This window comes from Pseudomonas sp. SDT291_1_S447 (assembly GCF_054070155.1).
The window spans coordinates 1-21149 of record NZ_JBSVXS010000096.1 but is presented as its reverse complement, the minus strand read 5'-3'; the positions used below and the strand labels follow the sequence as shown (position 1 = coordinate 21149).

Sequence of the window (21149 nt, the reverse complement as noted above, 5' to 3'; positions counted from 1 at the left end):
AAATACATAAATGTTGACTGACACACCGCTATCGCGAGCAGGCTCACTCCTACAAGGGTTGTGTATCAGGCGATGACTTTCGGCAATTGCCAGCCGAAATGCACCGACAGCAAACGCAACAGCAAACACGCCGCCCCCGCCAGCAACGCCGCCGCTACCGGGGAAACGCCCAGCCTGCGCGCAACGATCAACACCGCCGCGCCAACAAACGCCGAACTCGCATACAAATCCGCCTGCAACACCACCGGCACCCGCGCCAGCACAATGTCGCGAATCACCCCGCCGCCAACCCCCGTGATCGTGCCCATCAGCATCGCCACAAACGGCGTGATCCCGAAATTCAACGCCTTCTGCGCACCCGCCACGGCAAACAACGCCAACCCCGCCGCGTCCAGCACGATCAGCGTCGAACCGGACCAACCCATCACTTGCTCATGGAAGACAAACGCCAGCCCACCCATGAAAAACGCCAGCGCCGGGTAGCGCCAATCAGCCACAGCATTGGGTGGCGTTGCACCGATCAGCAGATCACGGGTGACCCCGCCGCCGAGGGCGACGATAAACGCAATCACCATCACCCCGAGCAAGTCGAGCTGACTGCGCATCGCCGCAATGGCGCCTTCCACGGCAAACACCGCAGTACCGGCCAGGTCGGCCACCAATACAATCCGCTCAACCCGGGACTTACGCCCCGCCGGCGCTACTGCGTGACGCAACGGGTGGTGGTGATGTGTCGAGTGACCTGCCCGTCGACGTACATGTCACCGGCGACTTCAGTGTTTTCGAGAACCTGACACGTGCGCTCCGGCGGTGGCGGTGGCGTCACTGGCGGAGGGGGTGGAGGACTCGCGCAACCAGCCAACAACACAGCAAAAAAAGCCAACGGCAACACGCGTTTCCCAGGATGGTTCATAGGACGACCCGCGATGAATGGAAGAGCAACTTCCGCGACCCAACCGACCACGGAAGACCTGACCACTCATTCTTTATAGCCGAGTGCCTTGCAAGCGCCAGTAAAGCCGCCGTGCGTGGTGATTTTGACTGTCGATTTTGCGTTGAGATTTTGGGCGGGTTGGCAGACTCAGACCCGCTTTGCCAGTCAGACCTCCATCGCCAGCAGGCCAGCTCCCACAATGGTATTGAGTGCATCCAGCAAAGGATTAGCCGGTTGTAAGGCCGCCATCGCTGGCAAGCCAGCTCCCACAGGGGTTGGTGCCTGGCAGAGATTGGTCGGCTGTCAGGCCGCCATCGCGAGCAGGCTCACTCCTACAGTGGGACTGAGTACACCTGCAAAAAACAGGTCGGCTGCCAGGCCGCCTTCGCGAGCAGGCTCGCTCCCACAGAAGAGCAACAGCAGATAGCGATCGCCTTTGCCCTTCACCACTCAACAGGATGAGCGTTAGCTCGGCTGCAGCTCTTGATCTTGCCGTGCTGGCCCCTTCGGCAGGCTGAGTGGAGGGATTGATCCGGGGGTGGGAGCGCAGCGACCGTTTGGCGAAGCCAAACACAGCGAGAGGAGGTGCAGCGAAGCAAACCGTAGGCGCTGCCCCCGGATCGATCCCGGAACGAAGGAACCCCGAGCTTTAGCGAGTGGGCCGAACGCCGGGGCCCAGCCTTTTGGTTACTTTTTGGCGTTTGAAAAAGTGACCCGCTGTAAGAGCGGAACCGCCAGCCGCAGCCCCCCGAAGCAACGGATATACACCCAAAACCCCAAGAGCCTGGTCGGCCCAAAGGCCGCCAAGCCCACCCCCAAAAAAGCCCCTAAACCAAATCCGGATCCCGAAAAGAACGCAAAGAATTGCTCTCCAACTCATACCGCAATTCTTCAATCAAAGCCTCGACCGACTCAGGCGTACGCAACGCATCAAGCTTCAACCCACTGATCACCAAATCCACCTGACCCGATACCGGGTGATAAAGCTTCACTGTCAGCGAATGATCACCATCCACCAGACACTCACACGCCAGCGGCGAAAAACTGCGCTCAAGCTGCGCGCGCAACTGCGCAAGATTCATCATTGCGGTTGTTCCTTTAGCTACTTCGAAGGGACGCGACCACAAACCCAAAAGGCTTGCACCGCACCCCACAAGACTAAGAACAGCCGCCGCCCGCCAACACCTCAAATTGCACCAGACCCACTAGTGCATTTGCACCCTATCGCTGACCCTTGATGCTCGAATCCCCGGCAAACAACCCACGCTCCCGCGCCCAGACAATCGCCTCGCTGCGACTGTGCACATCCAGCTTGGAATACACCGTCGCCACATGATTACGCACGGTGTTCGGCGCCAGCTTCAGCCGCGCCGCGATCTCCTTGTCCGCCAGCCCTTCGCAGATCAACCCGAGCACATCACGCTCGCGCGCCGTCAGATCGGTGAACGACACGCTGGGCAGTTGCGGCGAGTTGACCTTCTTCACATTCGCCAGCTTCTCGATCAACGTACGGCTGAACCAAGAAGCATCTTTCATCACCTCCTCAATCGCCGCCACCAGCTCCAGCTCAGTGCGTTTGCGCTCGGTGATGTCCATCAGCACCAGCAAATAACAGGACGTGTCTTGAATATTCACGGTGTCAGCCGAGAGCGCACATTCGAGCAGGTCCGCATCCTTCTTGCGCACCCGCACATCCACCCGATCGACCCGACCGTTTTTCTCAAGCGCGGCCAACAACCGCGTACGTGCGCCGCTGTCATCGATGAAATCCAGTTGCGTCACGGTTTTGCCGAGCACGTCTTCGCTGTCGTAGGCCAGCGTTTCGAGAAAGGCCTGATTAACGTCGATCACCTGCTGTTCGTCGGCACTGCAGATCAGGATCGGCACCGGCGTCAGGCGAAACGCCTTGGCAAAACGCTCCTCACTCTGACGCAACGCCACTTCCGCCTTGTGCCGCAGCTCCATGTCGACGAAGGAAAACAGCATGCAATCCTCATCGTTGAGCGTCAGCGGCTGGCCGGCGACGATCACTTGCTTGCTGCCGCCATCGGGCAGGCGCAATTCGGCCTGCATCTGCGGAATGGTCGCGACGTCGCGCAGACGCTGGATCGCCAGATCTTTTTTTTCGGCCTGCTCGAAGATGTCGATTTCATAAGCCGAGGTACCGATCACCTGCTCACGCGTATAGCCGGTCATCTCGAGAAATCCGGGATTGACCTTGATGTACCGCAAATCGCTGAGGCGACAGATCACCGCCGGCGCAGGATTGGCGTTGAAGGTCTTTTCGAAGCGCTGCTCGGCGTTGGCCCAGTCAGTGACGTCACTCATGATCAACACCAACGACTCGGGCTGCCCCTCGCGATCCGTGAGAATCATGCTGCGCACGCTGTGCACCCAAATGCGCTCCGGGTCGTCGGCCGGTGACACTTCAATCAGCACGTCATTGAAACTCTCACAGCGCGCCACCCGGCTGATCGGATAGTTTTCGGCGGTGATCGAGTGATTGTTGCGATAGCGCAGGTGGAACTTCTTGGCGTACTCGTCGGCATTGTGGCCCAGATCGGTGATCCGTTTGACACCGTGCATGGCCAGCGCGGCTTCGTTGGCCCAGAGAATGCTCTGATCCAGCTCCAGCAAAATCACCCCGTCGGACAGCCCGGCGATGATCTGCTGCAACTGGCGGCGGTTGGTTTCGGTGGTCAGGACTTCCTGGCTCATTGGATCTCCACAAGTGATACGCCCATGTGAAGAGTACGACCGCGGCCACCTCTGATCGTGCCGAGCATAAATGTTCGCAACTGCACAAATCCCTTTGTAGGCCTTCGCCTGCTCGCGATAGCGGTGTGTCAGTCAGCAGATCCGTTGAATGACACACCGCTATCGCGAGCAGGCTCACTCCTACAGGGATCGCGGTGCATTCGCGATTTCAAGCTTTGTCGTCTAACGTTAATACCTCATCGGATTGAGCCCCTGCCCGCAATATCGGGCTCTTGATCAAGGAGAGACTGATGACGTCGCGTCGCAACATCGAACAGACCTACCGCACCTGGTCCAGCCCGATTCTGCTGGAGCTGAAAAAGCGCGAACACCAAATGAAGCCGGTCGAGCGCCAGGCGCTGGAAAATGTTTTGGTGGAAAGAAGGTTGCTGGACATCGGCATTCCGGACGGCGTCGAACGCCGTCAAAACAGCGGTGACTGACATTTTGCTATCGCAAGCAGGTTCGCTCCCACAGGGTTTGCGGCCGATCACAAAGTGTGTTCACCCACAATCACTGTGGGAGAGAGCCTGCTCGCGAAGAGGCCAGTACAGACACCGTCATCGCTTGGGCCGCAATTGCCAACTTCGCTCCGGCGGCCCGATGAACTGGTCCATCGCCGGTTCTCAAACCAGCAATCCGGCATTCTTCAGTAGATCGAGCAAACCTTTCGGCACCAGCGGCGCCTGCTCGCTGAAGCTTGAGCTGGCATGCCAACGCACGGTGAACGGCGCGCCGTCGCTTTCATGTCCGTGAATCTGCGCATGGGCGTATACGCCCGCGTCGACAAACCTGGCGTCATACACCTGAACAATTTCGTGTCCCGGCTTGCCGTTGTAGACGAAGAGGCTTTCGAGTGTGCCGAGCAGGCGCACGTCAGTCATGGACAGGTCCAACTCCTCCTGCACTTCGTGCACTACTCCCCGACATCACCTTGCGCCCGAATCTCAGACCGGGGAAATCGTCGCGAGCAAGCCAATCAGAATGGTCAGTGCCAGAAAGCCACCCAGGAAAATCGCCATCTTGTTCATGTTGCTCTCCTCAATGCCGGGTTTGCGGTGCACTGAACGCTTCGGAATGAAGAACTGTCGAGAGTGACCGCACTGCCGGGGCATTTTGAGCGTTTGGCTGCACCGGTAACAGCGTCAGATAAGACGAAAAAATACAGATCAGATGCGCATCTGATCTGCACCGGCCATGGGCCGATATTCAGGTAAACGCACAATGGTTACCTTTCGCCGAGATTGATCTAGAGTCATTGCCGACGCCAGAAGACCAACAACATCGCGGAGTGAACATGACTGACCTGAACCTGCAAGCCAACGTCGCCGAATCCCTGAAGCAATGGCACGAAATGATCCGCACGGGAAATTTGAGCGCCCTGCCCCAATTGCTTGATACAAATGCCGTGTTCCGTTCGCCAATGGCGCATACGCCTTACCCCGGCGCGCCGGTGGTATCGATGATCCTGAACACAGTGTTCGACGTGTTTGAGGATTTCAAATATCACCGTGAACTGGCGACTGCTGACGGGTTGAATGTGATTCTGGAGTTCAGCGCCAAGGTCGGGACGAAAGAGCTGAAAGGCATCGACATGATTCGCTTTGACGAGAACGGCAAGATTGTCGAGTTTGAGGTGATGGTGCGGCCGCTGAGCGGATTGCAGGCGTTGGGCGAGGAAATGGGACGGCGCCTCGGCGCTTATCTGGCGTCTGCCAAAGCTATGTAGGAGCTGCCGCAGGCTGCGATCTGTTGATCTTGATCTTTCAAAAGCAAGATCAAGATCAACAGATCGCAGCCTCGTTTCACTCGACAGCTCCTACATAACTCTTTGCCACAAAAAAGCCCACTGACCGTCGCCGGTTCAGTGGGCTTTGTGTGTCAGGCGTCTGGTTACAGCGCCATGTCACGTGCAGCGTTTTCCTTCGGAGCTTCAGCTTTTTCAGCTGCAGGTGCGGCCGGAGCAGCCACCTGACCGATCACTGGAGGTGTCGGCAGTTCGAGGATCTTGGCGGTGTAAGCCCATTCTGCAGCCACTTTGGCTGGATCGCTGTTCAGCTGAGTGCCGTAGCTTGGAACGATCTGGTGCAGCTTGGACTGCCACTCAGGCGTTGCGACTTTGTCTTTGAAGACTTTTTGCAGCACGCTCAGCATGATCGGAGCAGCGGTCGACGCGCCTGGCGATGCGCCCAGCAGGCCGGCGATGGAGCCGTCTTGTGCAGCAACGATTTCGGTGCCCAGTTTCAGCACGCCGCCAGCGGCTTCATCACGCTTGATGATTTGCACGCGTTGGCCGGCTTGCCACAGGCGCCAGTCTTCGGCTTTGGCGTTCGGGAAGTATTCCTTCAGCGCGTTCAGACGGTCTTCATCCGACAGCATCAGTTGGCCAGCAAGGTACTCGACCAGCGGGTATTCCTTGATGCCGACCTTGGTCATAGGCCAGATGTTGTGGGTGGTGGTGCTGGTCAGCAGGTCCAGGTACGAACCTTCTTTCAGGAACTTGGTGCTGAAGGTCGCGAATGGGCCAAACAGGATAACGCGCTTACCGTCCAGAACACGGGTGTCCAGGTGCGGAACGGACATCGGTGGCGCGCCAACCGACGCTTTACCGTAGGCCTTGGCCAGGTGCTGTTCAGCGATGGCCGGGTTATCGGTCACCAGGAACGAGCCGCCTACCGGGAAGCCAGCGTATTCCTTGGCTTCAGGAATGCCCGACTTCTGCAGCAGGTGCAGTGCACCGCCGCCCGCGCCGATGAAGACGAACTTGGCGTCGGTTTCGGTTTTAGTGCCGTCTTTCAGGTTTTTGTAGCTGACGCGCCAAGTGCCGTCGGCATTCTTGGTGATGTCCTGCACTTCGCTCGACAGTTTCAGATCGAAGTTAGGCTTGGTCTGCAGGTACGTGGCGAACTGGCGGGTGATTTCGCCGAAGTTCATGTCGGTACCCAGCGGGCTCCAGGTGGCCGCGATTTTCTGGTTCGGGTCACGCCCTTCCATCATCAGCGGGACCCACTTCTTGATCACAGCCGGGTCTTCGGAGTACTGCATGCCGGCGAACAGCGGGCTCGCTTGCAGGGCTTCGTAGCGCTTTTTCAGGAACTTGATGTTGTCATCGCCCCACACGAAGCTCATGTGCGGAGTGGTGTTGATGAACGAGCGAGGGTTCTTCAGAACGCCTTGCTGAACCTGCCAGGCCCAGAACTGACGGGAGACCTGGAACGCTTCGTTGATCTCGACGGCTTTCGGGATCGTTACGTTGCCTTTGTCGTCTTCCGGGGTGTAGTTCAGCTCAGCGAGCGCCGAGTGACCGGTACCGGCGTTGTTCCAGCCGTTGGAGCTTTCCAGGGCGACGCCGTCGAGGCGCTCGACCATTTCCATCGACCAGCTTGGCTCCAGCTCATTGATCCACACACCCAAGGTGGTGCTCATGATGCCGCCGCCGATCAGCAGGACGTCGACTTTCTTTGCTTCGTCAGCATTGGCGGATGTCATCCCCATCGCCAAGGCCAGACCCAGCAGGGCTGTGTTCACTTTTTTAAACATCTGTTGCACCTATGATAAAACGCCTTCCGCCCGCCGCTGTTATCTGTATGCGATCCGCTTTGATGACGCTCAGGCTAGCGTCGCAGATTCCGGCATACTTCAATTTTGACGGGTGGGCACACAAGGCCGACATGCTGCATCGACCTCAGTTAATGTCCCTTCTGAACTGACTTCTTATCATTATTGGCTCAGCTACTTGAGCGACAGGGATTCCGTCGGCCCGCCCAGAGGCAAGCAAACTGAATAAGGTCAAACCAAGTTGGCGCGAAGAATATCACGTCAGGGCAAACCCGCGCGTCTGTTCCCGACTTGAGAGTCTTTTTCCGCTCAGGGACTTATCGGCCGCCAGTCGCCGAACATGACCCTCTGATGAGTGCGCCGACTCAAACCATCCAGCATTCAAGTGTAGTTGCCCAGCGATTGAGTGCTTTTCGGCAGTGCCTTACTCAGGAATTATCTGCTAGGTTGTACGACGACTGACAAACAAGTCGTCAACCCCATAACAACAAGGAAACAACCTCAATGACCAAGACCCGACTGCTGATCGGCTTTCTCTGTGCCTTCAACGGTTACGCCATGGCCGCATCGGCCCCGGCGGAAAAAGATGTCGCCCAAGCGGTGGACCATCTGACCCAGGCGATGCTGCACAAGGACATCGCCGAACTGAACGCGCTCACCGCGCCCAACCTGACTTACGGCCACTCCAGCGGCAAGATTCAGGACAAGAAGGAATTCATCGCCGATATCGAAACCGGCAAGAGCGCGTTCAAGACCCTGGAAATGCAAAACCAGACCATCACCCTGTCCGGCGATACCGCGCTGGTGCGCCACCACTTTTCCGCACAGGCGTTGAAGGGGACCGAGGTGGTGCCGACCGAGATCGAGAACTTTCAGATCTGGCAGAAGCAGGAGGGCAAGTGGTTGCTGGTGGGGCGGCAGGCGTTCAAGTTTTGAGGGGAGCTATCTAGCCTGAATGAATATTGACCGGGCTGGCCTCATCGCGGGCAAGCCCGCTCCCACAGGGTTCGATGTTGTAAATGCAATTGTGTTTACACCACCGCCCATTGTGGGAGCTGGCTTGCCAGCGATGAGGCCAATTCAGACACCACAAGTGCAATTGTTCCAATCGCTATCACAATCGAAACCGATCCACCGACTGCGCCAACTGCCCCGCCAGGCTCGACAACTCATCGGTGGTATTCGCCGTTTGCCCGATCACCCGGCTATTGCCCTCGGACATGCCGGCAATCATTTCCACCTGATGGGCAATCTCGTTACTGGCCTGGCTCTGCTCGCCAATCGTGCGGGTGATGTCGTTGACCAGTTGTGTCGTGCTCAACGTCGCCTCAAGTATCTCGCGAATAGCGCGCTCGACATCCGCCGTCACCGCCATGCCCTTGTCGACCTGCGCCACCCCAGCCTCCATGCTGCTGACCGCCTCGCGGGTACTGTGCTGAATGCGCGCGACCATCGCGGCGATTTCCTGGGTCGAGGCGCTGGTGCGTGCCGCCAGACTGCGCACTTCGTCAGCCACCACTGCAAACCCCCTGCCCTGTTCTCCGGCCCGGGCCGCTTCAATGGCAGCATTGAGCGCCAGCAGATTGGTCTGGTCGGCGATGCTCTTGATCACCTGAATGATGTTGAAAATGGCTTCGGATTCCTGATCCAGCGTGCGGATCACCTGGGCCGACTGTTGTGCTGATCGGGCGATATCGTCCATATCGCTGACCACTTGATGAATGACCCCACCGCCCTCCTTGGCCAGGGTTTCGGCTTGACTGGCCATGCTCAGGGCACGTTCGGCGTGGCGAGTGATTTCCTCGATGCTCGCGGTCATCTGGCTGGCGGCTGCGGCCATGGTGCCGGCAGCCACGCTTTGTTGCTGGCTGCTATCGGCGACCTGATGGCAGCCTTGGCTGAGTTGCTCGCTCATGCCACTGACGCCGTGCGCGTTGCGCCGCACCACGTCGATCATGTTGCGCAAATCGCGCTGCATGGTCGCCAGTGTGCGGATCAGGACACTGGCTTCATCCTTGCCGGACGGCTCGGTGATCGGTTCGCTGAGATTGCCGTGGGCGATGCTCTCGGCGATGCGACTGGCGGTTTTCAATGGTCCCATGATGCTCAGAATGACCCAGCGACCCTGTGCCAAAAGCAGCACAAGACTGGCGAGCAACACCACGCCGAGCGCGACGTTGGCATTGCTGATCGCCGCTTCAGTGCCTGCGCTGGTCTGCCGGGTATTGGACTCGATCAGTTCGCTCAAAGCGGCCATCTGCTCTTCAAGCTGACCAAACGCCGTGTTGAAGGTGCCCAGTTCCTGCTGAGCAGCATCAGGATTATCCAGCGCCAACCCGACGATCCGCTCACCGGTGTTGATGTAGGTATCGAGACTCGGCTTGATCTGCTCCAGCGCGGTGCGCAATGTCGGGTTGATCGGCAACTTGAGGTTGTCTTCAAGCACCTCGCGAAAATGCCCGGCATGTTCGTTGATCGAATCACGCACCTCGCCCGCCGTACTGGTGCTTTTGCCTAGCCCGACCAGCATCGCCGAGTAGACATCGGCACGCAGGGCGTCGTGCATCATGTCGGCTTCCATATGGTTGCGCAGCGCGCTCATGCTGACCGCGTTATCGCTGACCGCCGAGGCCATCCGCTGGTTGCCGACGTAACTGACGAGACTCACGATCAACGCCGTCAGCAGACTTGTCACAATCAGCAACACTAAACGCAGTTTGATCGACACCGGATTTTCCTCTCTCGTTACGCCCGTAAGCGCTTGTCAGCCTTCAGTTAAGCCTATTTGCACGGGTCTGCCGCGCCAGAGCGTGTCAGCAGGTGTCGGCATGCGGGCCAAAGGCAGCAAAACTTTCGGATTGCGCGGCAAGTCTCACTTTTCAACGCGCACGGCCAACGCTTTCATCGCCGGTTAATGCCGGCAGGCTATTGAGTCCGTCGTTCTGAATTCTCATGCAGCAAAAGGAAACGCTATGAAACGCGCATTGTGGTTGGGTTTGCTCGGCACGTTCGCCATCGGTACCGCACACGCGGCGACGGAAAAAGTCGCCATCAATCTGGTCAGCGCTGACGGCGCGCCGCAGGCGATCGGCTCGGTCACTATCAGTGAAACCGCCTATGGCCTGTTGTTCACGCCCGAACTGAAATCCTTGCCGGCCGGCGTGCATGGCTTCCACGTGCATGAAAACGGCAGCTGCGAGGCTGGCATGAAGGATGGCGTGAAAGGTGCTGCGCTGGCAGCTGGCGGTCATTTCGACCCGCAGAAAACCGGCAAACACCTCGGCCCTTACGCTGACGGCCATTTGGGTGACCTGCCGGCGGTCTACGTGACGGCTGACGGCGTCGCCAATTACCCGGTACTGGCGCCGCGCCTGAAAAAGATCTCCGAGGTGAAGGGCCACGCGCTGATGATTCACGCCGGCGGCGACAACCACGCCGACATGCCCAAACCGCTGGGCGGTGGCGGTGATCGCATGGCGTGCGGGGTGATCTGAACCCTCATGACATAAACCCGGGCAACCCGCCATGGCGTTGCCCGCGTCTGTCTCGCAATAACGCAGACTTTCCCGCTCCACGGAACTCCCGCCGCGTGCGCCCCTCTCACATTATGTAATCCTTCCCTTTTTGCTTCGCGCTTGTGGAGGAACACCGTCATGCGCAAGTTAGTGCTCATTTCTTCTTTACTCTTATGCCTGCCCGTGGGTTCCGCTCTGGCCAAAGTCGATGCCGGAGATGTCGCCACCTCGGCCGGTGTCTCCGCGTCGCTGTACTCGACCTTCAAGGATCACAAAATGGTGATTCCGGCCCGTGACGACTTGTCTGCATTTGTCGCCAGTGGCGGGGCCATTCGTGGGGTTTATCTTGAATCGGTACTGCAACAGGTGCGCCAGAACAACCCTGGCCTCAACGCCAGTGATGAAGACCTCGCCAATGCGATTCTGGTGCATTACGAAGGCCTGAATCAGTAGCCATCACGGACAAGGCAGCCGATGGATGGCCGCTGAAGGCGAATAGGCAAAACTGTCCGACGGCCTCTATGATGGAGGCCATGACGACTTCTGCGCCCTTGCGCTCCCCCTGCCCGCCCGGCGCCTGCATTTGCGGGCGCGATCCGTTGCTGGAGATGCCCGGCGCGGATTTGCGCATCCTCCGTCTGACTCGCGAAGAAGAAAAAATCTTGCTCGCGCGGCTGGAAAAACTCAAAGACCTCGCTGACCTCGAACACTTGCAGAAGCGCATGTACGAACAGTTGGGCATTCGTGTGGAAGTCGCCCCCGGTTTCAACGAAGTTCGCACCATGCGCGGCATTGCCATTCAGATCGACGAGTTACCGGGCCTGTGCCGCAAGACCCGCGCAGCGATTCCAGCCGCCATCCGCCGCGGACTGGAAAACCACCCGGAAATCGCCTTCGAACTGCTCAACGCCCACGACTTGCTACGCGACACCTGATCATTTTTTCAGACCGAGCCGTTTGCGCATCTCGGCCGTGATGCTCTGGCGGGTTTTCTTCATATCGGCCCATGGCTCGTCGCCAACCTCCGCCAGCCGCTCATGCACGTTGTGCACATTCCACTGATTGCCGCCCTTGATTTCGGCGACCTCTTCACGAAACAGCGGCACCGACACCGGCAGCCCTTCGCGGGTGCGCGCCGCATAGGCGCAAATGGTGGTGGCGCCCAGACCGTTGCGCAGGTAATCGATAAAGATCCGCCCGACGCGGTTTTTCGGCCCGGACACCGCCGAAAAGCGGTCCGGCAACAGCTTGGCGATATGACTGACGATGGCGTGGCTGAAATCCTTGACCTCGTCCCAGCCAAGTTTGCGGGTCAGCGGCACCACCAGGTGGATGCCCTTGCCGCCACTGGTTTTGAGAAACGCTTTGAGGCCCAGCTCATCGAGCACGGTCAAGGTCAGCGCCGTCGCTTCGACCATGCTTTTCCACGGCAATGCCGGATCCGGGTCAAGGTCGAGGACGAAGCGATCGGGCTTGTCCAGATCGACCGTGGTGGCGTTCCAGGTGTGCAGTTCGACGGTGCTCATCTGCACCGCGCCAATCAACGCTTCGGCGTTGTTGATCAGCATCACCGGTTGCCCGGTGACGTCCTTGTCCAGTGTGGTGATGCCGGGGATCGCCAGACGTTCGGCGTTCTTTTGGAAGAACAACTCGCCGCCGATGCCGTCCGGGGCGCGTACCAGCGCCACCGGCCGCTCCTTGAGTTGCGGCAGAATCCACTCGGCGACGCTGGCGTAATACTCGGCCAGTTGCATTTTGGTGGTGCCACTGACCGCGTCGATCACACGATCCGGGTGGGTGATGCGCACCTTGCCGGTGGCCAGTCCGAGTTGCGACGGCGCGGTGTCGGCTTTGCTCGCCGGGGCTTTTTCCGTGGTTTTTTTCGCGGCGGTTTTCTTCTCTGCAGTCTTCACCGGTTTCGCTCGCTCCTCTGTGATGCCCTTGGCCGGTTTGTCGTCGCGCAAGCCATGGAACACGGCGTGGCGCACCGAACCGTCCTTGGTCATTTCGGCAAATGCGACTTCTGCCAGCAGTTTCGGCTTGAGCCAGTGCACACCTTTGACTTCAAACCCGCTGGGTGGATTGACCACCGCCGGCTTCTTCACCTGCAACGGTTTGAGTTGGGCCAGAATGCTTTTCAACGTCGACTCGTTGAAACCGGTGCCGACCTTGCCGGCGTAGCGTAATTCGCCACTGTCGCGATCGTGCAGCCCCAACAGCAATGCACCGAAGGCACTGCGCGAACCTTTCGGATCGGTGTAACCAACGATCACGAACTCCTGACGATGCTTGCACTTGAGCTTGATCCAGTCGCCGCTGCGCCGCGACACATAGGGAGAGCCGAGACGTTTGCCGATCAGGCCTTCCATCTGCATCTGGCAGGCGCTGTTGAGCAGTGCATCCGGGGTTTCGTCGAAGGCTTCGGAGAAGCGCAGCAACGGTTGTTCATGGCTGCCGAGCACCGTGGCCAGCGCCGCGCGACGTTCCTCGACCGGCACTTCGCGCAGATCAACGCCGTTGAGATAAGGCAAATCGAACAGGTAGTAGAGAATGTTGCTGCTGCTCTCAGCTTCAAAAGCATTTTGCAGGGCCTGAAAGTCCGGCACGCCGTGCTCGTTGGCGACGACCATTTCCCCGTCCAGCCACGCCGATTCCAATCCCAGCGCCGCCAGGGCTGCGGCCTGTTGCGGCAACTTGTGCGTCCAGTCGTGACCGTTGCGGGTGAACAGTTGCACCTGATCATGATCAATTCGCGCCATGATCCGGTAGCCATCGAATTTGATCTCGTAGCTCCACTGCCCTTCGGGTGCGCTATCGACCAGCGTGGCCAGCTCCGGCTTGAGTTGTGCTGGCAGTTTCGCCTTGTGCGCGCCGGTTAGCTTGCCGATCGCTTGCTTGCGCGCCTTGGCCGCGGCCTTTTTCGGCGGTTTGCTTTGCTCCGCGGCTAACTTGGGCTTGGTTACAAGGGTTCGCTCGCTCAGCACGCTGTCCGGCTCGGCGACCAACACATCGTAATCATCTTGCGGGCGAGCGGCGCTGTCCTGATGTTTGATCAGAAACCAGTTCTCCTTCTTGCCCGGCATGTGCGTGCGCACCAGATTCCAGATGCCGCCGAGCTTTTCGCCTTGCAGCTCAAACTTGAGCTTGCCCTTGGCGTAGGCCTTGTGCGGATCTTCCAGCGGAATCCACACACCGCGATCCCAGACGATCACATCGCCAGCACCGTAATGCCCTTCGGGGATGCTGCCCTCGAACGTCGCGTAATCCAGCGGATGATCCTCGACGTGCACCGCCAGACGCTTGACCTTGGGGTCGAGCGACGGCCCTTTCGGCACCGCCCAGCTCTTTAGCGCGCCGTCGAGTTCCAGACGAAAGTCGTAATGCAGGTGCGAAGCGTCGTGCTTCTGGATACAGAACTGCAACGCGTGATCCGTGACGGCTTTACGCCCGGAGCGCTTGACGGCGGCCGGCTCGGACGTCGCCGAGAAGTCGCGCATGCGGTTGTAGTCGTCAAGGTTTCTGCTCATCGCGCACCTGCCTTGCTTCAGCCAATCCGGGTCACGGTCAACGCCACCACGGCGATCCGGTCGACCCGTTGATAACCGGGGTTGAGTAGCTCCTCGCCGAAGACATCCGGATCGAGTTCGCGGTACGTCCAGCCGAAGCGTTTTTCATCGAGTCGCGGTAACACGGTGTCGAGGAACGGATCGCGACCGTCGACCATCGCCACGCCGGTATAAAGCAGCAACGAGCCGCCAGGTGCCAGCCGATTCAGCGCCTGCTCGACGATGCGCAGCGACAGCCCTGCCCCCAGCGTGCCGCCACCGTGGCGATAGGCACGCTCTGCCGGATCGGCCATGTACGGTGGGTTCGCGACGATCAGGTCAAACTCGCCGTCGACACCCTGCAACAGATCACTGGCGCGCACTTCAACATTGGCGACTTCCGCCAGTGCCGCATTGATCGCAGTCAGACGCAGCGCTGCAGGGTTGATGTCCAGCGCCAGCACTTGTGCTTCACGACGGGCACGGCCGATCACGATTGCACCGACGCCAGCCCCACAGCCGATATCTACCGCGCGAAGGATCGGCGCGAAGTTTTGCTGCAGATGGGCGTGGATCAGTTGCGCAAAACGGTAGGTGTCGGGGCCGAAAAAAACCGCATCCGCCGCCTCGGTGGGGAATGCCGAATGCACGAACAACAAATCATCCAGGCTTGACCAGCGCACGCGACTCTTCAGCTGACCTTCGTAATTATCAATGACCTGTGCGTCTTGCAGTTGCCGCTGTTCGTCGGCCGACAACAACCCCGGCGCGAATGGACGCGACCAGCCGAACACGTCGCGCAAAGAGTCGGCCATCTGGCCCTCATCACGCTGGTTGACCCTTTGATGGGTCAACGGCGTCGGCGTGACGAACCGATATCCGTCTGCCAACAAGCGCCGGCCCAGTTGCAGCAGCACGAGGTCGTTGGGGCAGAGTTGTTCTTCCTGATTCATCGGCAAGGTCCTTAAGGCAAACGGGATTTGAGTTCGATAAAACGCCGGGTGGCGAGCAGCCCGGCCGGATGTGCATGGCGGGCCGGGGCGAGCCAAGGGATCAGAATCGCCATTTGCGCAAAGGCATCCTGACCTTGCAGCGCGGCGTTGAGCGTCTGCACGTCGGGATCCTGTTCAAGCCCTTCGATGGGCGCTGCGGGGTGACTGTGCCGCCGAACAGGTTTTGCTTTATCCGACGGCGTCCAGTCGCCAGCGATCCAGTCGTGCACCAGTTGTTTTTCGTAGGCATTGAACACGCCGAACATCGCCGCACCGTCGCCCGCGATCAGTTGCCAAAAGCGACTGGCCTGCGGGTCTTCGTGGCGTTTGATCCAGCCTTTGTTCTGCAGCGCCTGAAGAAAACCGGGCAATTGCTCCGGTGCAGCCAGCCACTGATTGACGGTCTGCCCTTCGAAGCGGCAGTAATCGGAGTGCATGTGTTGGGCGAATGGGCACTTGCGCTCAAGCATCGCCAGCAACTCGTGCTCAAGGTCAAAACCTTCAATGATCGCGCGACTGCCCTGCCCCAGATCGTTGAGCCGATAGCCCAGCGCGACCCGGCGCAGAAACTCGGTGCGATCGGCTTCAAGCGGCAGCAGATCGAGCGCCGCCTGCACGGCTTTTTGCGCATGGCCGGTGCTGGCATTGTCGATGGTTACATGCAGGGTGAAATAGTACGGATCGATACCCAGTTCACTGAGTTCATAACTGCTGATCAACAGGTGCAACGGCAGTTGTTCATAGCCGAGGTTGTAGCCGATCACCTCGGGCAAGTAATCAGCGCCACAGACACCGAGGGCCAGTTGTATTGCGCCTTGCAGGTAGCGCTCATCAGCGATCGCACTGCTGTCCTGCAAGTCATGCTCGGCGAGGAGTTTGCGGTAGATGACCACGTGGTTTTGCGCTGGATTACCTTCGCCCAGTTCTTCCAGAAATGTCCGCAGCAGGCCCTGGAAACGCGGGTCCTGCCAGCGCGGCAACAGACCATAAAGCCAGGCACCGTCGACCAGTTTGGTCGGTGCCACCGCTTGCAGGAAATACAGCGCCTGCGCCTTGTCACGGAAAAATTGCCGAGGCCCGCCGGCCTTGCGCTGCTGCAGATAGTCGGCATATTGCCGGGCGACATCGGCGCAATGTTCGGCCACCCAGGCGTGCCAGGTCGTGGGATCTTCGGGCAGAGAGTCGGCAAGTTGCGCGGCATGTTGCAGTTGCTCCTGCAAAAACGCCCGCGCAAGGTCGAGGGGATTGTCCTCACGCAACAACGCTTCATAGACCTGCCGGATGTTCCCGGCGGCATTCATAAGATGCGGTTGGGCAGGCGCAGCCTGCAGGTGTGTCAGGACAGTCATGGCAAAGTTCTCGGTCGGTTGGCAGGACGCTGTTCCACACGCCTCTACAGCAGCAGAGAGGCAGCGCCTGCGAAAAATTCAATCGACGTGAAAAATGCCCGGACGGACGGTGAGTTCCTGCCCCGGTGCGCGCCAAGCCCACTGATTCACCTGCCGCGTTGCACCTGCGCGAAAATCTCGGTGATCGGTCGATGTGGCTGGCGTTTTTGCATTTGCCGTACTTGTTCGCTCAGCCGTAGCAGCTCCTCGCTCGGTTTGGCCCATTGGTCTTGCGGCAGCGGTTCCGACCATTCACGCATGACGTCGGGCAGTGCCTGTTTGCCGATTCTTTCGAGACGGCGCACTTCCCATTCGACGAGGTGATTGGGAATCGTCCACAGGGTCATGACGTGGTAGAGGTACCAGAAGAAGCCCGACAGCCTTGTTCGTGTACCCTCGCGGATCTGCTGATGCATGCGTGCGCGGGCGTTGCGAAAGGTGTGCAGGCCTTCGTGGGTCGGGTCGTCAGGGCCTTGGAGGTCTTGCAGGTCCTGGATGGATTTGAGGTCGTTGACTTCGTATTCCATGTAACCGCGAATGGCCTCCCAGTGGCTGATGGCGAGGGGCAGGCCGGCGCAGGGGAATTCGAGGCTGGTAAGGGTTTCGCCTTGGTAGAAACCGATGCCCATGCCGTATTGGCGGTGGATGCCGTATTGGGTCACGCCTTGGGCTTCGATGATCCAGGCAGAGAGCGATTCCCATGGGACGAAGACGGGGTCTGTGGCGCCTTCGGGCATGAAGCAGACTTCACGGCGTTGGCGGTTGAAGCGGGTTGGGATGATTGAGGCGCGTTTTTTGTGGTTGTGGTGCCAGACGGCAAGGCCTATGAAGAGGCTTAGAAAGCCTGCCATTAAAGATACTCCGTAAGCCTCGTGAAAAAGTCCCACTATGGCGTGAGAGACGTCATCCCATCCCATGCCAAATAAAAGGAAAATGAAACCGCCGATGAGAGGGAACAAACAGGCGGCCATGAAAGTGCCACTCAATGGCCCACCCAATACGACCTGCCATGAAAAGACTTGCGGTGAACCCAACCCAAAGTCCATGTAACCATCATTCAGTTCACCTATATGTGGGCCGTATGGTGGCATCTGAGTTGGTAGGGGCAGCGGAGCGAGATAAGTAACTTTTCCACTTGAGAACGGTTCGATGTCGCCTGCTTTCCGTTGTTGTTCAGCCTGTGGCATACCTATTGGCTGAACGAGATTATTCGGCATGATCGGCCTGCTCTAAAAACTGGGTCTCAACAAGTAAAACCGGTGGTTTTTCTTTTACTAACTCAGGAGCAACCACTGAAAAATGACCATCCCCCTTCGGATCCAGATGTATCACATGGGTTCTCGACGCCCACTCGCCTTTGTCGTTCAATTTTTGGACGCAAACTGCCAGCTCTAGCGTTTCTTTTGCTGGAGTGAATTCAGAATCGGGATCCACCGGGTACTGAAGACAAAGCACCAACCCCTCTGGTGATGACTTGACGATGCGCAAGCTACTAGCGACCTCATCGCTGATTACATCCTTGCGTTCTCGTGGCGCTCCTTGATTGTGTAATGGCATGGAAATTCGGTAAGCGCCGATGCCTAGGCGATGTGTCGACTTACCGCCAAGCGGAGGCAGCAGATCACTCAGCGTAAGTCTGGGGAGCACTAGATGGATATCGCTGGGCTTGGCTTTGAACAAAAGGTTTTTCAACCAGGAGTCGTACGGATTTGGGCCAAGTTGCGCATAAGGCGCGTGGATCAGAAAGGCCAGATAACTTTGATAGTCCTCCAGGGAGTGGTCACCGCGCATTTCCGTATCCCGGCTCCAAGGCGTGATTTTCAGCCATTTATCATGAGCGTTGAGGTTATAGCGGTTGAATAGCCAGGTGCCGCCTAGTTCCAGCACGGTGAACAGCGCCCCCGCTAGATTGAAACGGAAAAATACAGTAGACAGACGTGTGCCTGCGGCAGCCCAAGCAGCAGTTCGCGCTGTACGATTCGGTGCAGTTAATACCTTGAACGTGGCGTGGGCAGTGTTACTCAAACCATAGGCGTTTACCGTCACCATTCCACCTGCGCCGAATGTACCAAGCGCTGCACTACTCATTGCCGCTCGATTTCCACTTCGAGTGGCCTGCTGCCAGTTACTGTTTTGCGTGAGAAGACTGCTTGTGGAAGCCACTAAACCTAAGAAGTAGTTTAAAAAGCCTAGTCCTACGTGCGCCTTTCCCATGTGTACATATAAGTGCTGCATGGCATGGGATTGAAGCGCAGCAATAAGCGCAGCGCTACGAGCTTTCATTGCTGTATCAGCGAGACTCTGAGCCGCTGTGAACCCCGCAGCCCCAGTACTCGCCAATGCACCGTAAATTGGGGCCCACACCCGCTTGTTTTTGGTCTGTTTGGTCAGTTCTTTAATAGCCCCCACCAAATTCACCACCTGCACCAAAACCACCACCAACCCCATCCCCTCCGTCCTCACCAAACTCCCCGTCGATACCCCAATCACGCCCATCCGAATATTCCCCAACAAACTCCTTAACTCCCCCTGTTGCGCCGGCGGAAACACCACTGTCATCCCTGCTCTTGCAGGCGTTGCGCCGTACAGCCGCGCCGAGCGATCCGGCAGTTCTTCAATCGGGCTCAACGCCGCTGCCAGTCGCCCTTCGAACAGCGCCAATTGCGCTCGCACCCGCACAATCTCTTCCTGCAACTCCACCGCCCGCGCTGTTTTATGGCCCTGGCGGTTTTTGTTGTGGGTGATCTGGTTGCGTTCGCGGTTGAGGGTTTTCAGGTATTCGCGTTCTCTGAGCACTTCCTTGATCGCGCCTTGCAACGCGGTCTGTTCCGCCGGGCTGGCGACGGTGAAGGTCACACCGCTGGTTCTGGCGGCGTCGAACAGCCGCAACTTCAAACCTTTGGGCAGGCGCTGGAACAGTTCATCCAGCTCGGGGATTTTTTCGCCAGAGAGGTCGAAACCTTCCAGTACGCGGTTCAGACCCAGGTTCAGCGCCGGGCTGTAGGTGTCCCGCACGGCTGCCGCGACGATGCGGGTGTGTTCGGGCAGTTCGTCGAGGGCCGGCAGTTGCGGTTGTTCGATCTTCTTCAGTTTCGCCAGCCAGTCCGGCAGGTTGTTGAACATCGCCATGCCGGCGTTGAACAGCGTTGAGTATTGCCCGCTCTGCTCCAATTGCAGGCGCAGCGGCAAGGTGTAGAACAGCGTGCGGGTCAGTTCTGGATGCAGCTCCAGATAGCCGAGCATCTCTTCGCTGGCCGTGTCGCTGCGGCACAGGTCCTTGAGGCAGGCGTATTCGGTGCTGAGGGCCTGGCCAATCTGCGCCGCCACTTGTGCGTCGAAGTACCACGCCGCGCGGTGGAAGCGTCCCGCGAGCAGCAGTTGCGTGCGGTCGGCGGTGATGCGTTCGAGCACGCGGTTCCAACGGCCGAGGTTGTCGCGGTGACGGTTGAGGACTTCGTCCATGGCCGGGCGGTCGATCAGGTCGTTGACCCCGCGTTTGCCGCTAAGGAACGGGCCGTCGAGCACGTCGCGCATGCGCCGGTCCTGATTCTTGCCGAGGTCGACCAGTGTCGAAAGGTGCCGGTCGACGAAATCGGCCGGGGCGACTTCGGCGAAATACTCACGTGTATAAAAACGTCGATCCGCCTCGGCGGTGACGCGGCCATGCGCGGTGAAATCCGGGGCGACGCCGTCAAACCGGTTCAGCGCCAGCGAATCGTCGAGGGCTTTTTCGCGAAGTTGCGAAAGCTCTGGCGTTGCCTCCGCAGAAGCGGGCTCAACCTTGCCGCCCTTGTTCAAATACTCAAGCAACGCCTTGCGCGTATTTTCCCGATCCGGTTCGGGCAGTTGCTCCAGCTCGGCATAAAAAGCCTTGGCTCGCGGATCGTCACTGGCCTTGGCCAGACTGTCGAAATCTGCGCTGCCAAGCTGGCTCAGAGACTCGATGTAACTGGCCAGCAGATAATCACGTTCGTTGTTGCCGCTGTTGCTCCACTCTTCGACCCAGCCGACCACGGAGTCCTGATACTCGGCCAGATCACGCATCACGCCCAGGTCATCATTGACCAGCAGAAACAGCGTGTCGTCCTGATACGGCCCGCGCACCCGGCCGAGAAACTCGCCGATGTGTGCCTCGCGAAAGCGTCGCGGTTGTTCCCACAGATACGGTTCGCGCTCATGTTCGGGGGCGTCGCTGACCTGCACCGCCGGCATCCGCGTCGCATCGGTTTCGGCAATCAGTTCAGCACCCGTCGCCACTTCCGCCAACCATTGCCGGGTCTGCTCGACGGTCAACAAGTGCTCGCCGCCAACCAGGCAATTGACCGGCCCCAGATCGACTGCCTGCATGAAGTACTCGCGCTCTTCCGTGCTGTCCAGCACCTGCCGGCATTTAGCAGCACTCAGTTGCACTTCGGCAAAGGTCACGTACAGCGTGCTCTTGCGGGAAAAGATCAACGCCG

Annotated in this window: 17 protein-coding genes and 2 pseudogenes; 7 read left to right on the top strand and 12 right to left on the bottom strand. The window is 58.8% G+C overall.

Annotation, left to right across the window (positions count from 1 at the left end; all coding sequences use genetic code 11):
- Window positions 1-65: 65 nt before the first annotated feature.
- The 3 genes from ACW9IR_RS22725 to ACW9IR_RS22715 all read right to left on the bottom strand — a co-directional run bounded on the left by ACW9IR_RS22725 (window position 66) and on the right by ACW9IR_RS22715 (window position 3652).
- Window positions 66-659: a trimeric intracellular cation channel family protein gene (locus tag ACW9IR_RS22725; protein WP_457465171.1), complete on the bottom strand. Its 594-nt coding sequence runs from the start codon at window positions 657-659 to the stop codon at window positions 66-68.
- Window positions 660-1761: 1102 nt separating this feature from the next.
- Window positions 1762-2019: a DUF1652 domain-containing protein gene (locus tag ACW9IR_RS22720; RefSeq protein ID WP_102902733.1), complete on the bottom strand. Its 258-nt coding sequence runs from the start codon at window positions 2017-2019 to the stop codon at window positions 1762-1764.
- A 136-nt stretch (window positions 2020-2155) separates the two neighbouring features.
- Window positions 2156-3652, bottom strand: a complete 1497-nt coding sequence (locus ACW9IR_RS22715; protein WP_110720502.1) for a helix-turn-helix transcriptional regulator — start codon at window positions 3650-3652, stop codon at window positions 2156-2158.
- Window positions 3653-3942: 290 nt separating this feature from the next.
- Here ACW9IR_RS22715 and ACW9IR_RS22710 point away from each other — a divergent pair, with 290 nt between their 5' ends.
- Window positions 3943-4134 carry a hypothetical protein gene (locus tag ACW9IR_RS22710; protein ID WP_457465170.1) on the top strand — a complete coding sequence of 64 codons (192 nt, stop codon included), beginning with the start codon at window positions 3943-3945 and terminating at the stop codon, window positions 4132-4134.
- A 183-nt stretch (window positions 4135-4317) separates the two neighbouring features.
- On the opposite strand, the pseudogene ACW9IR_RS22705 reads toward ACW9IR_RS22710, so the two are convergent.
- A pseudogene (locus ACW9IR_RS22705) lies at window positions 4318-4611 on the bottom strand (NUDIX hydrolase); the annotation flags it as partial.
- Between the two features lie 377 nt (window positions 4612-4988).
- Here ACW9IR_RS22705 and ACW9IR_RS22700 point away from each other — a divergent pair.
- A complete protein-coding gene (locus ACW9IR_RS22700) occupies window positions 4989-5420 on the top strand; it encodes a nuclear transport factor 2 family protein (protein ID WP_102902736.1) in 432 nt (143 codons plus the stop codon).
- Between the two features lie 164 nt (window positions 5421-5584).
- Here ACW9IR_RS22700 and mqo read toward each other — a convergent pair whose 3' ends face one another.
- A complete protein-coding gene (gene mqo, locus ACW9IR_RS22695; RefSeq protein ID WP_102902737.1) occupies window positions 5585-7231 on the bottom strand; it encodes a malate dehydrogenase (quinone) in 1647 nt (548 codons plus the stop codon).
- A 522-nt stretch (window positions 7232-7753) separates the two neighbouring features.
- Here mqo and ACW9IR_RS22690 point away from each other — a divergent pair.
- Window positions 7754-8185 (top strand): nuclear transport factor 2 family protein, encoded by a 432-nt coding sequence (locus tag ACW9IR_RS22690; protein WP_457465169.1) that lies wholly within the window; start codon window positions 7754-7756, stop codon window positions 8183-8185.
- Window positions 8186-8363: 178 nt separating this feature from the next.
- Here ACW9IR_RS22690 and ACW9IR_RS22685 read toward each other — a convergent pair whose 3' ends face one another.
- Window positions 8364-9089, bottom strand: a complete 726-nt coding sequence (locus ACW9IR_RS22685) for a methyl-accepting chemotaxis protein (protein ID WP_371850956.1) — start codon at window positions 9087-9089, stop codon at window positions 8364-8366.
- A gap of 132 nt (window positions 9090-9221) precedes the next feature.
- Window positions 9222-9977, bottom strand: a pseudogene (locus ACW9IR_RS22680) (MCP four helix bundle domain-containing protein); the annotation flags it as partial.
- A 244-nt stretch (window positions 9978-10221) separates the two neighbouring features.
- Between ACW9IR_RS22680 and sodC the strand changes: the two are divergent.
- The 3 genes from sodC (at window position 10222) to ACW9IR_RS22665 (ending at window position 11699) form a co-directional block, all read left to right on the top strand.
- The gene (gene sodC, locus ACW9IR_RS22675) at window positions 10222-10743 is read left to right on the top strand and encodes a superoxide dismutase [Cu-Zn] SodC (RefSeq protein WP_457465168.1); all 522 of its coding nucleotides are present in this window, start codon (window positions 10222-10224) and stop codon (window positions 10741-10743) included.
- 159 nt (window positions 10744-10902) lie between these two features.
- Window positions 10903-11217: a DUF2388 domain-containing protein gene (locus ACW9IR_RS22670; protein ID WP_102902741.1), complete on the top strand. Its 315-nt coding sequence runs from the start codon at window positions 10903-10905 to the stop codon at window positions 11215-11217.
- An 80-nt stretch (window positions 11218-11297) separates the two neighbouring features.
- On the top strand, window positions 11298-11699 hold the full coding sequence (locus tag ACW9IR_RS22665) for a hypothetical protein (protein ID WP_180988189.1): 402 nt from the start codon (window positions 11298-11300) through the stop codon (window positions 11697-11699).
- Here ACW9IR_RS22665 and ligD read toward each other — a convergent pair whose 3' ends face one another.
- The 5 genes from ligD to ACW9IR_RS22640 all read right to left on the bottom strand — a co-directional run bounded on the left by ligD (window position 11700) and on the right by ACW9IR_RS22640 (window position 20892).
- Window positions 11700-14291: a DNA ligase D gene (gene ligD / locus ACW9IR_RS22660; protein WP_457465167.1), complete on the bottom strand. Its 2592-nt coding sequence runs from the start codon at window positions 14289-14291 to the stop codon at window positions 11700-11702.
- Between the two features lie 17 nt (window positions 14292-14308).
- Window positions 14309-15262, bottom strand: a complete 954-nt coding sequence (locus tag ACW9IR_RS22655; protein ID WP_457465166.1) for a methyltransferase — start codon at window positions 15260-15262, stop codon at window positions 14309-14311.
- Between the two features lie 11 nt (window positions 15263-15273).
- A complete protein-coding gene (locus ACW9IR_RS22650) occupies window positions 15274-16650 on the bottom strand; it encodes an iron-containing redox enzyme family protein (protein ID WP_457465165.1) in 1377 nt (458 codons plus the stop codon).
- A 146-nt stretch (window positions 16651-16796) separates the two neighbouring features.
- On the bottom strand, window positions 16797-17540 hold the full coding sequence (locus ACW9IR_RS22645) for a hypothetical protein (protein ID WP_258014295.1): 744 nt from the start codon (window positions 17538-17540) through the stop codon (window positions 16797-16799).
- Window positions 17541-17895: 355 nt separating this feature from the next.
- The gene (locus ACW9IR_RS22640) at window positions 17896-20892 is read right to left on the bottom strand and encodes a toxin VasX (protein WP_457465164.1); all 2997 of its coding nucleotides are present in this window, start codon (window positions 20890-20892) and stop codon (window positions 17896-17898) included.
- On the opposite strand from ACW9IR_RS22640, the gene ACW9IR_RS22635 reads away from it, so the two are divergent.
- Window positions 20866-21149, top strand: a 284-nt coding sequence (locus ACW9IR_RS22635; protein ID WP_457465163.1) for a hypothetical protein, incomplete at its 3' end; no start/stop codon positions are given. The two genes, ACW9IR_RS22640 and ACW9IR_RS22635, sit on opposite strands and share 27 nt — an antisense overlap.